General features: G+C 68.8%; 16 protein-coding genes. 8 read left to right on the top strand and 8 right to left on the bottom strand.

Annotated elements, in window-relative coordinates:
• Positions 1 to 48 precede the first annotated feature (48 nt).
• From NM203_RS12740 to NM203_RS12720, 5 genes are all read right to left on the bottom strand, one after another.
• A complete protein-coding gene (locus NM203_RS12740; RefSeq protein ID WP_255060285.1) occupies positions 49 to 534 on the bottom strand; it encodes an SRPBCC family protein in 486 nt (161 codons plus the stop codon).
• Between the two features lie 9 nt (positions 535 to 543).
• Complete coding sequence (locus NM203_RS12735; protein ID WP_255060284.1) at positions 544 to 951, bottom strand: hypothetical protein; 408 nt, start codon at positions 949 to 951, stop codon at positions 544 to 546.
• A gap of 112 nt (positions 952 to 1,063) precedes the next feature.
• Complete coding sequence (locus NM203_RS12730; RefSeq protein WP_255060283.1) at positions 1,064 to 1,582, bottom strand: Rv1352/Rv1906c domain-containing protein; 519 nt, start codon at positions 1,580 to 1,582, stop codon at positions 1,064 to 1,066.
• Between the two features lie 51 nt (positions 1,583 to 1,633).
• Positions 1,634 to 2,299 (bottom strand): hypothetical protein, encoded by a 666-nt coding sequence (locus tag NM203_RS12725; RefSeq protein WP_255060282.1) that lies wholly within the window; start codon positions 2,297 to 2,299, stop codon positions 1,634 to 1,636.
• Entirely contained in the window at positions 2,292 to 3,344 is a 1,053-nt protein-coding gene (locus NM203_RS12720; RefSeq protein ID WP_255060281.1) for a phosphotransferase family protein, read from the bottom strand. The genes NM203_RS12725 and NM203_RS12720 overlap by 8 nt, the downstream gene beginning before the upstream one ends.
• A gap of 83 nt (positions 3,345 to 3,427) precedes the next feature.
• Here NM203_RS12720 and NM203_RS12715 point away from each other — a divergent pair, with 83 nt between their 5' ends.
• Positions 3,428 to 4,267, top strand: coding sequence for an alpha/beta fold hydrolase (locus NM203_RS12715; RefSeq protein WP_255060280.1), 840 nt, complete (start codon positions 3,428 to 3,430; stop codon positions 4,265 to 4,267).
• Here the strand turns inward: NM203_RS12715 and NM203_RS12710 are convergent.
• Entirely contained in the window at positions 4,264 to 4,836 is a 573-nt protein-coding gene (locus NM203_RS12710) for a TetR/AcrR family transcriptional regulator (RefSeq protein WP_255060279.1), read from the bottom strand. The two genes, NM203_RS12715 and NM203_RS12710, sit on opposite strands and share 4 nt — an antisense overlap.
• 111 nt (positions 4,837 to 4,947) lie before the next feature.
• Between NM203_RS12710 and NM203_RS12705 the strand changes: the two genes are divergently transcribed.
• From NM203_RS12705 to NM203_RS12695, 3 genes are read left to right on the top strand one after another with little or no spacing between them, the layout of a single operon-like run.
• On the top strand, positions 4,948 to 5,883 hold the full coding sequence (locus NM203_RS12705; protein WP_255060278.1) for a metal-dependent hydrolase: 936 nt from the start codon (positions 4,948 to 4,950) through the stop codon (positions 5,881 to 5,883).
• Between the two features lie 9 nt (positions 5,884 to 5,892).
• Positions 5,893 to 7,056, top strand: a complete 1,164-nt coding sequence (locus NM203_RS12700; protein ID WP_255060277.1) for an Rv3169 family protein — start codon at positions 5,893 to 5,895, stop codon at positions 7,054 to 7,056.
• Positions 7,053 to 7,502 (top strand): VOC family protein, encoded by a 450-nt coding sequence (locus tag NM203_RS12695; RefSeq protein WP_255060276.1) that lies wholly within the window; start codon positions 7,053 to 7,055, stop codon positions 7,500 to 7,502. The genes NM203_RS12700 and NM203_RS12695 overlap by 4 nt, the downstream gene beginning before the upstream one ends.
• Here NM203_RS12695 and NM203_RS12690 read toward each other — a convergent pair.
• Positions 7,492 to 9,162 carry an FAD-dependent oxidoreductase gene (locus NM203_RS12690; protein WP_255060275.1) on the bottom strand — a complete coding sequence of 557 codons (1,671 nt, stop codon included), beginning with the start codon at positions 9,160 to 9,162 and terminating at the stop codon, positions 7,492 to 7,494. The genes NM203_RS12695 and NM203_RS12690 overlap by 11 nt on opposite strands.
• A gap of 51 nt (positions 9,163 to 9,213) precedes the next feature.
• Here NM203_RS12690 and NM203_RS12685 point away from each other — a divergent pair, with 51 nt between their 5' ends.
• From NM203_RS12685 to NM203_RS12670, 4 genes are read left to right on the top strand one after another with little or no spacing between them, the layout of a single operon-like run.
• Positions 9,214 to 9,651: a Rieske (2Fe-2S) protein gene (locus tag NM203_RS12685; protein WP_308212824.1), complete on the top strand. Its 438-nt coding sequence runs from the start codon at positions 9,214 to 9,216 to the stop codon at positions 9,649 to 9,651.
• Positions 9,648 to 10,730, top strand: a complete 1,083-nt coding sequence (locus NM203_RS12680) for an amidohydrolase family protein (protein ID WP_255060274.1) — start codon at positions 9,648 to 9,650, stop codon at positions 10,728 to 10,730. Before NM203_RS12685 ends, NM203_RS12680 begins: the two co-directional genes overlap by 4 nt.
• Complete coding sequence (locus NM203_RS12675) at positions 10,727 to 11,875, top strand: amidohydrolase family protein (protein ID WP_255060273.1); 1,149 nt, start codon at positions 10,727 to 10,729, stop codon at positions 11,873 to 11,875. Before NM203_RS12680 ends, NM203_RS12675 begins: the two co-directional genes overlap by 4 nt.
• A 58-nt stretch (positions 11,876 to 11,933) precedes the next feature.
• Positions 11,934 to 12,266 (top strand): hypothetical protein, encoded by a 333-nt coding sequence (locus tag NM203_RS12670; protein ID WP_255060271.1) that lies wholly within the window; start codon positions 11,934 to 11,936, stop codon positions 12,264 to 12,266.
• Here NM203_RS12670 and NM203_RS12665 read toward each other — a convergent pair.
• Complete coding sequence (locus NM203_RS12665; protein ID WP_255060270.1) at positions 12,263 to 13,009, bottom strand: TetR family transcriptional regulator; 747 nt, start codon at positions 13,007 to 13,009, stop codon at positions 12,263 to 12,265. The two genes, NM203_RS12670 and NM203_RS12665, sit on opposite strands and share 4 nt — an antisense overlap.
• Positions 13,010 to 13,038: the final 29 nt, after the last annotated feature.

The raw sequence follows: 13,038 nt of genomic DNA, 5'->3' as shown, positions 1-13,038 counted from the left end.
CGCGAATCCGCGCCGGACCGTGGCGGTAACCAACGTTCGGCGGGAAGGTCAGCCGCGCGGGTAACCCCGGCGCACCGTGCGGTCGAGGATGCCGAGCGTGCCCCGCAGCGCGCCCTCGGAGATCACCGGGAAGATGCCCGCGTCGCGCCAGTGCTGGTCGATCTCGGACCAGTCGTAGAACGACGTGACAACTGTGGACTGAGCATCCGCGGCGTCGGGTTCGAGCCGGTAGCCGTAGACGTGACCGATCTGGGGCTTGATCTGACCCACGATGGTCCACGCGATCAACCGGTCCTTCTCGTACTCCGTGATGTTCACCGTGACGTCGTACTTACCGAGCGGGAAGTCGTTGAGCGCCTCGCGATCCATGTGCACCACGAAGCTGTCGCCAGCCGCCGTGACCACATCGCCGTCGGCGGATTGCAACATGCCCGACGAGTCGATCGCCACATGTCCCTGCGGGTCGCACAGCACGGCGAAGACGTCGGCTGCGGGGGCGGGAATGGTGCGCTGGACTTCGATCCGTTCGCTCATGGTTCGACGCTAGCCGAGCGTTGCGGCGTAGGGCCCGAGCACCTGCCAGTAGCGGGCCGGATCCTGGCCGAGCCACCTCGGAAGACCCCGACCGGTCGACTCGTAGGTGACTCCGGGGCGGACCGGGCTGAGTTGCACCCGCGCGCCGTCGGGTCCACGACCCTGGCTGCACACCTGCGACGAGCCGTCGAGAGCCTGCAGACAGGCGACGCTGAGGTCGGCGGAGCCCGGCGAGATGCAGACTCCGGGTGTCACGGTGGCGACGACCGTCGCGACGCCCGCGACCTGTTCCACCGCAGGAGGGGACAGCGTGAATCCGCACGGCGGCGGCGGCTCCGCCTGCGCCCCCGGTGCCGCGGCGATGACGCCGAGGAGAGCGAACGCGGTTGCCGTGCCGAGTCTTACGAGACGGATCATTCGTGCACGGTAACCCACGGACAGCTGCGGGAATCCCGGTTTCGCGGTGCCGGGCTACCCGCCAATCAGGCTGAGTTCGCGCGCGCCGCGGACCACCTCGGCGATGCGTTTGTCAGCCCGGTGGGACCGGTCCGGGGGGTGGTCCGGGCGCCGCCGAGGCGGGGTCCGGTGCGGGCGGAGGCGGCACCGGACCGGCCAGGCCCGCCATGCCGTTGATGAGCGCGAGGTAGCCCTGCATCTTGAGACCGTTCAGTTGCGGCGAACCCGCGCTGGGCGGAGCCGCGTCGGTGAGCTGCCAGGCCTGGCAGCCGCTGGTCTTGAACGAGGCGTCGGTGGGCGTGATCGCGACGATCTGGGGCTTCTTGGACATCGCGTTGTCGAGCGTGGTGCCGCTGCCGTCTGCGCGTTTCCAGTAGCAGACGCCATCGCCCGCCGGGCCCGCGGTGGCATAGGTGCCGGGGACGATGTCGGTGTTGACGGCGAAGGTGCCGTCGGTGTCGATCGCGTTCCTGGGGGCCGGCGGAGGTGCGGGCGCGGGGGCGGGCGGCTCGGCCACGGCCGTGGCACCCGTCGCGCTGACGGCGGCGAACGCGAGGGCAGCGGCGACCGCGGCCGTCGTGATCGTCTTCATGGGTGACAGCTTAGCTCGGCTATGCGAATGCGTCGCAATCGTCGACTGCGATCACCGCGCCTCCAGTCGCGACAGGGTCCGGGTGACGCCGATGGCCGCGGCGTGGTGGGCCATCGCCGCCACCATCTCGTGCCGCACCGCGCGCATGGGAAGCGTGAGCTGAGCCCGCAGGTGCTGCAGCGCCGGGGAGTCGCCGCCGTCCCATTCGCCGCCGGCCTCCAGCACGTCGTGCAGGTGACAGACGAGTAGGTAGAGCGGGTCGTCGGAGACGGCCTCCGGATCCAGGTCGCCGTACCGATAGCGGTCGTACAGCGCGTTGGAGTCGAGGTAGCAGGGGTTGACGATCGCCACCCGATGCGCGACGAGCCACCGGGCGACGACCGTGTTGGTCAGCCGCACCTGCTCTGCGAGGTCATCGGCACGGTCGCGGAGCAGCCCCGCCGCCCGGTCGAGCGCGCGGTCGGCGTGCTCGGCGACCGCCACGTCCACCAGCCGGTTCGGTGCGTTGACGAGTCTGCGCGTGCGCTCACCGCGAAGGACGCAGTCGGCCAGGCTCCAGCGGGTCGTGTCGAGGTAGTCGTACACACTCTCGGTTTCCGGAGCCGCCACCGGGTCGTCCAGCAGACCGAGTTCGTCGGCGATGTCGGCGATGTCGGACAGTTCCCGCGCCAGTTGCTCGGCCACCGTCGGACGGCGGGAGCGCAGTTCGTCAGCCATTGATCGCCTCGACGGCGAACGTGGGCAGGATGGGCGCCTTCGCGAGAAAGTGGTCGCCCTGGCCGATGCTGCGCAGCAGGCTCTGCATCCGGACGATGCAACACGACATCCGCACCATCGCGAAGACCTCGTACCAGTGCAGGTCGTCGAGCGGCCTGCCGATCATCTCCTCGAATCGCGCGACCACCGTGGCTCGGCTGTCGAAGCCCGGCAACTCGGGGTCCAGCGTCAGCCCGGCCACCTCGAGCATCTGCCTGCGCGTCGCGAGCCACCACCCGAAGTCGAGTTCCGCCGGGCACCAGCACGCCTGCTCCCAGTCCAGGGCGGCGAGCAGTTCGCCGTCGTCGGCGTAGATCGCGTTGGAGAACCTGGCGTCACCCCAGCACAGCACCAACCGGTCCGGGTCGTCGGGCAGACGACGGCGCAGCCAGTCGAAGGCATCGACCATCACGCCGGGCACGTCGCCGTCGGTGCCCCACTCGACGTAGTCGCGCCACCACGTCAGCTCCGCGGTGTTGCCGACCCCGCTCGGGCGCGCCAGCCACGGCGCCTCGTTCTGCGGAACTCGGTGCAGCGCAAGCAGAATGTCGAGGAAGCCGTCGTGAACCCGGCGCTGCACGTCGGGGCCCGAGTCGAGCAACCAGCCGCGCTTGGCGTACGAGGTGTCCGAGGGGGTGTGCCCGACGATGCGGGGCATGACGAGGAACCGCGAGCCGATCCAGGTGTCGTCGGGCTCGTAGTACAGCGGTGACGGAGTCGCGATCCCGTAGCCGCGGAGCAGTTCCTGGGTACGGGTCTGGGCGAGCAGGTCGTACTCCGCGAAGATGCCGCCGCCCGTCGGCGGGATCCGCACGACGTAGTCGGCGGCGGCGCCGTCGGCGCGCCGGACCGAGAACTTCAGGCTCTCGCAGGACCACCCCGAGGCCTTGTTGGCGGCCTCGAGACCCGACACCGTGACGGGTTCACCGAACCTCCGCTCGAACCACTCGCCGAGGCTGCGCTGGGTGCCGGGCAGATCGCGCTGCGCGAGGGTGATGCCTGCCATGCGATCAGAGTTACATATGGGTGGCTCCATGTAAAGGATCCAGCCTGTTACGTTTGATGCTTCAGGTGTAATACACTCGCGCCGTGACTGCAGCGGACCCGGTGACGTTCGGCGACGTCGACGACCCCTCCCTCCCGCTGGCTGTCCTGGTGCACGGATTTCCCGACACCCCACACACCTGGCGTCATCTCGGGCCGCAACTCGTCGAGAGCGGTTACCGCGTGGTGGCACCGTGGCTGCCGGGTTACGACGCGCCGATGTCGACGCCGATCAGCGCGGGCACCTACGTTCGCAGCGTGCTGGCGGTGCGCGACCGGTTCCGAGGCGACGATCGCGCCGTGCTGGTCGGCCACGACTGGGGGGCCAACGCCGGTTACGGCGTGACCGTCACCCGACCCGAAGCGTTCGCGCGCTTCGTGGCGCTCGCCGTCCCGCCGACGGCCGCGCTGGGAGCGGGCATCCTGCGGTACGCGCAGCTGCGGCGCTCGTTCTACGTATGGTTCATCCAGCAGATCGGAATGGCCGAATTCGCGCTGCTGGAACCGGGTTTCTGGGAGTCGCTCTGGGCCGACTGGTCGCCGGGTTACGACGCCACGGGGGACATCGCGGAACTGCGCAAGCACGTCACCGCAGACACCATCACCGGTGTCATCAGTCCCTACCGGTCGACCTTCAACGAGCAGTTCGCCGACCCCGCCGCAGCGGCGGAGGCCGCGGCGACACTGAGCCCGCCCGCGATACCCACGCTGTATCTGCACGGGGCCGACGACGGCGCACTCGGCGCCGAACTCCTCGGTGACGTCACCGATCAGCTACCGGCAGCGGGCTCCGCGTTCGAGGTGATCGGCGGTGTCGGGCACTTCCTGCACCTCGAACAGCCGGATGTGCTCTGGGACAGGATCTCCCGCTGGTTGACAGGCTAGCTTGCGGTGGCGGCGGCACGGGGTGCGCGACGCCGCCGCTGGGGCAGTCCCGCTGCGTGGCGCAGCTCCGCGAGGTACTGCTCGGGGTCGCCCGCACCCAGGAGGAAGTGGCTGACAGCGATCCGCACCACAGCGGCGGCAGCCAGGTCCGCGTGCTCGCCGGGGATGATGCGAGAGATGCGCTCCTGAAGCAGGGGTAGTAGCCGTTTCGTCTGTGCCAGAACGTGTTCGGGCTCGATCTCGACCATCGTGCTGACGGAGTACTCGTGCTGGAAGTCCACGATGAACTGCAGCGCGGCGTCGAGCCGCTCCGGACCGCGCAGCCCCGCAGTTGCAGTGGCGAGCCCCGCGTCGAAGTTGTCCTGCTCGTAGAGTCCGAACGCATCGAGCAGGCCCTGCTTCGAGCCGAAGTACCGGTACAGCGTCGGTCGCGAAACGCCGGCCTCGGCGGCGACGTCGGACAGCTGCAGATTGCGATGTCCGCAGCGGGACAGCACCGCGAACGTCGCGGCGAGGATGCGCTTGCGAGTCGACTGCTCGGCGTCGGCGGGCATCTGCAGAACCACCATCCATTCCTTTACATCTGAACCCCATAATGTCACACTGGCGACGTTCCTGTCTGCCCCTGCGAGCACGCCGGTGTGAGACACCGAACCGCTTCGATGTTAGGTGGTCAGGCGATGACGGACTTGGTGGTCCGCAAGATCGGGTGGGAGTTCGACGCCAGTGTGCCGTTCCTGTGGCAGCCCGCGAATCCGGACTTCAGCATCTTCTGCAACGCGTTCACGTTCATCGCGGTGCCGTTCGAGAAGTACATCATCGACGCGGTGCGCAAGGCGCAGTCGGAGTTCGACTCCGATCCCGTCATCGCCGCCGAGGCCGAGGCGTTCCTGCGGCAGGAGGCGCAGCACGCCGCCGCGCATCGCAAGCACATGCTCGCCCTCGTCGAGCGCTATCCCGCCCTGGAGAAGTGCTACGAGGACGCCGTCACCGCCTACAAGACGCTGATCGAGGAGTACCCGGCGGAGTACCACTGGGCCTACATCGCCAATCTGGAGGCGACGTTCACGCCGCTGTTCAAGGTGGTGCTCGACAACCGCGACGCCCTGTTCGGCACCGGCGATCGGCGGGTCGCCTCACTGATGATGTGGCACTTCGTCGAGGAGATCGAGCACCGCAGTTCGGGTCTCATCCTCTACCGCCACCTTCGTGCCGATCCGTGGTACCGGATCAAGCACATCAGGAGCACGTTCAGTCACGTCGGCGAACTGTCGGCGATGATCGCGAAGAAGTTCGACGAGGTGGTCCCGTTCGAGGAGCGCGGCGCCTCGGCCGAGGAGCTGATGTCGATCAAGCTGCTGATCGGCGAGTTCAAGTACCGCGGCCCCGGTGGCGCGAAACGTCGTACCCGCGAGGGGAATCCGGCGACGCTGTTCAATCCCGTCCCGACGCGCGAGCTCGCGGCCATGGTGTGGCGGTTGATCCTGTCCCAGACGCCGCACCACGACCCGGCCGGGCAACCGCTGCCCGACAGTGCGGACGTGTGGATGCGCGAATACGCGAAGGGCACGGACATGACGAGGTACTTCGGGTCGGAGCCCGTGACGGAGAGATGAGGTGGACGCTTGCTGAACACGAACTACGGCGCGCTGGTGCCCGATGACGAGAACCTGACTCACCAGATCGTCGACACGTTCGCCTCCGTCGCGCAGTCCGACCCGTCGTGGACGGAGAAGATCTGGACCATCGCGCACGCCAGGGACAACTCGCTACAAGCCGTGCTCGGCATCGGAAAGTACACCAACCGAGGGGTTTTCGACGGCGCGGCCGGGGTGTGCCGGGGCACCGAGCAGTGGACGGTGCGAGCGGGCAGACGGCTCTCGTCGGATCCGAACGGCACCGACGTGGGCCCCGTGCACTACAGCGTCGTCGAACCGCTGCGCGCCATCCGAATCCGCCTCGACGAGAACGACCACGCGCCGATCGCGTTCGATCTGACTCTGCGAGGCGACTTCGACGCCGCCCTTGAGGACCCGTGGCCCGATCGCAGTCCCGACGGCTTCCGGGTCACCCACAACGTGCTGCGCTACCGCCAGGTCGGGGTGGCGTCCGGGTGGGTGCAGCTCGAGGGCGAACGCACGGAAGTCGCTCCCGATCAGTGGATTTCGGTGCGTGACCACTCCTGGGGTATCCGGCCCGGCGTCGGCAAGCCGATCCCCGGACTGCCCCGCGGCGGTCGCGGTGTGACGCACATGTTCATGACGTGGCTGCCCATGACGCTCACCCGCGATGACGGCACGCCGTACTCGCTGTTCGTCTTCTACCAGGAGGAGCGCGGTCAGGGCTTCCGATCGGTGCGCTGTCAGGCCGAGGAACAGTTCGCCGACGGCACCTCACGGCGCTTCGCCGACGTCGAGCAGGACTTCCACTTCCAGGACGACAACCGCAGGTTCACCCACGGCACCCTGGTGCTCATCGAGGAGGACGGATCGCGGCGGCCGCTGACGATCACGGCGGCCGGCCCCGGCGGCTTTCACCTCGGCACCGCCGGGTACTACGGCTGGAACGACTGGGTGTACGGCCAGTGGGTCGGCGAGCTCAAGGTCGAGGGCAGTCACGTCACCGCCTGCGACAGCCCGGAGAACGCGCGCAAGCTGCACCAGTTGCGCGATCTGCTGGTGCGCGTCGACGACCCCGTCGGCGGGGGGAGTGGGCTGGGTAACGCGGAGACGTTCGCGCTGGGGGACTTCCCGGAACGCGGCTTGACAGTGGAGAATTCGTTCCTATGACCGTGCTTCATCACGCCGGCGTGTGCTGCCGGGACCTCGACGAGTCGCTGCGGTTCTACCGCGACGGCATCGGCCTCACCGTGCTCGCCGACGTCGTGCTCGACGCGGATCTGGCTCCGCTCCTGGGAGTCACCACGACGTCGGTGCGCACGGTGTTCCTCGGCTCACCGGACCGTCCCGACGCCGGCATCGTGGAACTGCTGAGCCTCGGCGTCGAGTCCGTCGACGGCGCCGCCGCGCAGACTGGCAGGCCCGCTCGCGGGGTGTTCCTGCTGTCCGTGCAGGTCGACGTCGACGAGGTGCTCGCACGGCTCGCGGAACTGGGCTTCGGCGGCACGCCGTTGAGCATGCCGACCCCCGGCGGCGGTCGGGCCGCAACGGTCGTCGACCCCGACGGGGTGGTGGTGGAACTGCTTCCCCTGGGCGGTCTTTCGGTTATGAAGTAGCCGCGTCGAGGAGCGCGTCGACCGTGGTGAACTTGACTCTGGGACGGTCGGCCCGGCGGCCGGCGAGACGCTCGGCGACGTCGATTCGGGACCAGCCGGGGTAGCCGAGCGCGGCCGGTTGCCGCTCGCGCAACAGGTCGTCGAGGGCGGCACGGTCGGGTGCGGTGGGCAGGAGCCCCGCGGCGGCGTCCTCCAGCAGACACGCGACGGTCTCTCGGGAGCAGCGCTTGTTGGTGCCGATGACGCCCGTCGGGCCGCGCTTGATCCACCCGGTCGCGTACATGCGGGGCACCGGTGTTCCATCCGGTTCGGACAGCACTCGCCCCGCGGCGTTGGGGATGACGCCGCGCGCGACGTCGAAGGGTACGCCGGGAACCGGGTGGCCGCGGTAGCCGATCGACTGCAGCACCAGACCCGCGTCGATGGGGTCGAGTTCCCGGCCCGCCGTAGCGCGAAGCGCGCCGTCCTCGGCCCGAACCAGCGTGTTGCGGGCGACGTGCACCGCGGACACCGCGCCCGCGCCGTCGAATCGGACTGGCGAGGTGAGGAAGCGCAGCACCAGCCGCTTGGCCGCCCCGGTCGGTGCGCGATTCGAGAGCTCCCGTGCCAGTCGGGCCTTGAGCCGGGCCGCCGGTTCGGCATCGGGTGCGGCGAGGTCCTCGGCACTCAGCGGGTCGGGCTCGGCCTCGGCGGCGTCGACGACGATGTCGACGCCGTCGAGTTCCCGCAGCGCCAGCAGTTCCGGATTCGTGTACGCCGCCTGCGCGGGTCCGCGTCTGCCGAGAATGACGACCTCGCGAATTCTGCTGGTGCGCAACGCCTCCAGCGCGTGATCGGCGATGTCGGTGCGGGCCAGTACCTCGGGGTCGGTGAGCAGGATCCGAGCCACGTCGACGGCCACGTTCCCGTTGCCGACGACGACCGCGCGCTCGCAGGACAGGTCGAATGCGCGGTCGGCGGACTCGGGACGCCCGTTGTACCAGGCGACGAACTCGGTCGCCGAGTGCACACCCGGCAGGTCGGCCCCCGGTACGTCCGACGGGCGGTCGCCTGCCGCGCCCGTCGCGTAGATCACCGCGCTGTGATGCGCGAGCAGATCGGCGTTGGTCAGGTGGGTACCGATCTCGATCCCCAGGTGCATTCGCACGTTCGGACGGCGCGCCGCGCGTTCGAAGGTGGTGAGCACCGCCTTGGTGGACGGGTGGTCGGGCGCGACACCCGACCGGATCAGTCCGTAGGGGGTGAGCGCGCGGTCGTACAGCTCGATCTCGACGCCGCGGTGCTCGAGCAGGTCCCACACGGCGTACATCGCGGCCGGGCCGGTGCCGACGACGGCGACCCGGAGCCCGGTCAGGTCGGCCGACGGGGTGGCCGGCACCCCGCGTGGTGGCGCTGACGGGGTCGGCCTGGCGGTGAAGTAGGCGGCGCTGATCTCGAGGTAGCGCTGCTGCGGCGCGGTCAGCCGGTCGTCGGCCACGATCGCGTCGACCGGGCACTGTTCGACGCACGCGCCGCAGTCGATGCAGGCGTCGGGGTCGATGTACAGGCTCTCGGTCGTGCTGAAGGCCGCGTCGTCGAGCCGCGGATGGATGCAGTCGACGGGGCAGACGGCCGTGCACGACGCGTCGTTGCAGCACGACTGCGTGATGACGTACGGCACGCGCGCCTCCGTATTGTTCGACCGCCGACTTGAACGGTATCGTAAACGGTAGTGACGACGGTAGCAGTTCCGCACGCGACGACGCGGGTCCCGGTGGACCATGGAGGCGGACCGGACGACGAGGGAGCGCTGATGCGGCGGCGACGAGTGTGCGCGCTGGAGGATCTGCCCCCCGGCTCGATGAAACTGGTCGAGGCCGGCCGGTTCGGCGTCGGCGTCTACAACGTCGGCGGGGAGTTCTACGCGATCGCCAACTACTGCGCTCACGAGGGCGCGCCACTGTGCACCGGGTTCGTCGGCGGCACCAACGTGCACGCGCCGGACAAGCCGGGCCGGCTCGAGTTCGTCCGCGACGGTCAGATCGTCCGGTGCCCCTGGCATCAGTGGGAATTCGACCTCACCAACGGTCGGACGCTGTCCGATCCCGACCGGAGGATCCGGACCTATCGGGTCGATGTGAGCGACGGGGAGGTGTGGGTCACCGCATGAGCGAAGCCCGCGAGCGAATCGACGACACGGCTCGGATCATCGACACCAACGTGCAGCCGCACTTCAAGCACAACGCCGAGATCCGCAAGTTCATCGACCCGGCGTACCGGACCAGGGCCATCCCGGACGTCGAACAGCAGTGGTATCAGGCGCCCGGCGGCGACTACCGCGCCGATCTCCACGACGGCAGGTATCCGGGCTCGGTGCCGGAAACAGTTGCCCGCCATCTCTTCTCCGATGGACACGCGAGGTGCGCCATCTTGAACCCTCTCACCCGCGGCAACATCGCGGACTACCTGCTGAACAGCCGCATCTGCGCCGCGATCAACGACTGGTTGGTGGAGCGCTGGCTTGATTCGGACGCTCGCTTTCTCGGCACCATCCGGGTCAATCCGGAGGACCCCCGCGGTGCCGTCGCCGAGATCGAGCGACTCGCCGGGCATCCGAAGATGGTTCAGGTGGGTGTGCCGATGCAATCCCGCGAGCCGTACGGCAAGCCGCAGTTCGAGCCCATCTGGGAAGCCGCCGCCGCAGCGGGATTGCCGGTGGCCGTGCACATCAACGGCGGCAACGGCGTCGACTACGCGCCGACGTTCGCCGGGCACGCGCACACCTATCCCGGATACGCGGCGTTCATGCCGCTGAACTTCTTCGTCCACCTCGCGACGCTCATCGTCGAGGGGGTGTTCGCGCGACATCCCGACGTGCGGTTCGTCTTCGCCGACGGCGGCTACGACATCCTCACCCCGCTGATGTGGCGGCTCGACACGTTCTGGCTGTCGATGCGCGATCAGACGCCGTGGGTGGATCGCCATCCCAGCGAGTACCTCACCGAGCACGTCCGGTTCTGCTCGTCGGCCCTTGACGGCCCGACCGACCCCGCCGATGCAAGCCGATGGATGGAGTTCACCGGCCGATCCGATCTGGTGATGTACGGCTCGGGATATCCGCACTGGTCCACGACGGCTCCGCATGACGCCGCCGCCGGGCTCGATGCCGATCAACGTGCAAAGCTGCTGTGGCACAACGCCGCGACGTTCTACAAGCTGTCCGATGTCCTGGAGGGAAGCGACACATGACGACCCTGGAGAACGTTCCGCTCGACGTCGCGCCGCAAACGGTTCCGGTGACCGTCGTCGACACCGACGTCCACCCGATGCCGGTGTCGACCGAGGTGCTGAAGTCGTACGCGCCCCCGGACTGGGTGGATCGGATCTGGCCGACCGGCCGCGCCGCGACACCGCTACCGCACTTCTACGACACCCCCGACGCGTTCAAGTCGATGTCGATGCGCGTCGACGCCATGCCGCCAACGGGTTACGCGGGCAGCGATCCCGACTTCGCCGCCCAACAGCTGCTCGTCGACGCCGGTGTGAGCATCGCGATGCTGGAACCGATGTGCGATCACCAGCTGCCCCAGCACGAACACGTGCTGAAGTCGACGTACAACGACTGGCTCGCCGACGTGTGGCTGCACCGGAACAACGCGCACGGGCGCTGGCGCGGCGCGATCAGCGTCAGCGCTCAGACGCCGACCGACGCCGCGCGGGAGGTCGAGCGCTGGGCGGGGCATCCGTACATGGCCGAGGTGCTGATGACCCCGCAGACGCGTGGAATCCCCTTCGGCAACCCCCACTTCGATCCGCTGTACGAGGCGGCCGCACGCAACGGATTGCCCATCGCCACCCACCTGATGGGGCAGACGCCGTTCGAGCTGATCCCGCTGTACCCGGTCGGCAACCCCGCGCACTGGCACGACTTCTTCGCCTCCTGGCCGCTGCTCTATGTGTCGCATCTGATCAGCCTCGTGTTCGACGGCGCCTTCGACCGCCACCCGGACCTGCGGGTGGTGTTCGTCGAGGGCGGGTTCACCTGGGCCATGCCGGTGATGTCGCGGATGGACCGGATCTGGGAGCACCGCAAGGCCGATCTGCCGCACGTGCGTCGGCGTCCGTCGGAGTACGTCCGCGAGCACGTGCGGTTCACCACGCAACCGGTCGAGGAGGTCGAGGTCGAGACCTACCTCGAGTATCTCGACATGATGGATCTCGGTGACAACATCATGTTCTCGACCGACTACCCGCACTGGAGCTACGACTCGCCGACGTGGGCGATCAACCGGTTCCCCGCCGATCAGCGGGACCGCATCATGCGCGGCAACGCCATGGAGCTGTACGGCCTGCCCGACGTGGTCGGCGCGCTGCCGGGGGAACACCCTGCCTGACGTCGACACCGTCGTCGCGGAGTACGACAGCGCCTGGAACGCACTGGATTTCGAGGCGTTGGCACAGCTGTGGGTGCGGTCGGACCCCGAGCCGGTGTACATCGGGGACGAGTACGCCGAGCCGCAGGTGGGTGCCGACGCCCTGGACCGGCACTGGGGTCGACTGAGCGCGCGCATGCGGTCGGCGACGATGCGCTCCGAACTGCACCGGGCCGAGGTGCTCGACGGCGGGGTGGCGCGGTGCGTGCTGCTGTGCCGGTGGACTCTCGTCACCCGCGGGTCGGGTGGCGCGGGCGACGGCGCCAGCTGGGTGAGCTGGCTGCTGGTCCCTCGAGCCGGTGGCTATCGCATCGCGCTCCACATGGAGTCGGACGTCCACCTCGCCGACTAGGTCGCGAGGAGCCCTCTCGCCTTCTCGATGAGTGCGTCGAGGGTGAACTCGAACGTCATGTCGGCCACCGCGTCTCCTCGGTTCGCCCGCTCGAGTAGGCGCGGCGTCGTGCCCGACGACAGCAGCGACAGCGTGGCCACCCGGACGGGGCTCGGCACGGCCTGCTGCAGCGCCTGGGCGTTGAGTTCGCCGACGTCGGCCGCTCTGGTCGACATGGCGGGCGAGTGCTCGGCGTGCCGTGAGCCCAGGTGCTCCATCATCGCGCTGCCGCGGCTGTGCACGGACAGAGCGAGGTAGATCTCCACGGCGTCGTCGAGCGTGAAGCCGGCCTGCACCAGCATGTCGACGACCGTCTCGATGCGGTGCACCGCGGTCCTGGTGGCGTCGGGGCTGAGCTCGCCCACCCGCATCAGGACGAGATCGCACAGCACCGGGTTCTCCCGGAACACGCGTCGCATCCCGCGGAAGTGGGTGCGCAGTGACTCGTCCCACGTCTCGCCGTCGACGAAGGTGGTGACCGAGTGATAGCGGCTCAGCGCGTCCTCGAGCATCGCGTCGAGCAGCTGCTCCTTCTTGCGGAAATGCCAGTAGATGCTGGTCACCGGGACATCGAGGTGCTTGGCCAGCTTCGGCATGTTCAGATTGGCCAGCGAGACGTCCTGCGCCAATTCGAACGCCGCGGCGATGACGTCTTCGGGGGTCAGCGACCCGCGGGGGCGGCGGCCGGCCCGCGCAACCGTCATCGTCGCCTCCTCGAATCCGGAACGGAGGC

This window comes from Mycolicibacterium arenosum (genome assembly GCF_024320865.1).
Classification (GTDB): Bacteria; Actinomycetota; Actinomycetes; order Mycobacteriales; family Mycobacteriaceae; genus Mycobacterium; species Mycobacterium arenosum.
Note: the sequence above shows the minus strand (reverse complement) of the source record. Positions and strands in the feature narration are given on the sequence as shown.

Excerpts from the sequence above, each read along its gene's own strand:
- NM203_RS12725 (WP_255060282.1), bottom strand. The coding sequence starts at position 2,299 with ATGGCTGACGAACTGCGCTCCCGCCGTCCGACGGTGGCCGAGCAACTG.
- NM203_RS12730 (WP_255060283.1), bottom strand. The coding sequence starts at position 1,582 with ATGAAGACGATCACGACGGCCGCGGTCGCCGCTGCCCTCGCGTTCGCC.
- NM203_RS12705 (WP_255060278.1), top strand. The coding sequence starts at position 4,948 with ATGACGGACTTGGTGGTCCGCAAGATCGGGTGGGAGTTCGACGCCAGT.
- NM203_RS12720 (WP_255060281.1), bottom strand. The coding sequence starts at position 3,344 with ATGGCAGGCATCACCCTCGCGCAGCGCGATCTGCCCGGCACCCAGCGC.
- NM203_RS12735 (WP_255060284.1), bottom strand. The coding sequence starts at position 951 with ATGATCCGTCTCGTAAGACTCGGCACGGCAACCGCGTTCGCTCTCCTC.
- NM203_RS12675 (WP_255060273.1), top strand. The coding sequence starts at position 10,727 with ATGACGACCCTGGAGAACGTTCCGCTCGACGTCGCGCCGCAAACGGTT.
- NM203_RS12695 (WP_255060276.1), top strand. The coding sequence starts at position 7,053 with ATGACCGTGCTTCATCACGCCGGCGTGTGCTGCCGGGACCTCGACGAG.
- NM203_RS12665 (WP_255060270.1), bottom strand. The coding sequence starts at position 13,009 with ATGACGGTTGCGCGGGCCGGCCGCCGCCCCCGCGGGTCGCTGACCCCC.
- NM203_RS12680 (WP_255060274.1), top strand. The coding sequence starts at position 9,648 with ATGAGCGAAGCCCGCGAGCGAATCGACGACACGGCTCGGATCATCGAC.
- NM203_RS12710 (WP_255060279.1), bottom strand. The coding sequence starts at position 4,836 with ATGGTGGTTCTGCAGATGCCCGCCGACGCCGAGCAGTCGACTCGCAAG.
- NM203_RS12740 (WP_255060285.1), bottom strand. The coding sequence starts at position 534 with ATGAGCGAACGGATCGAAGTCCAGCGCACCATTCCCGCCCCCGCAGCC.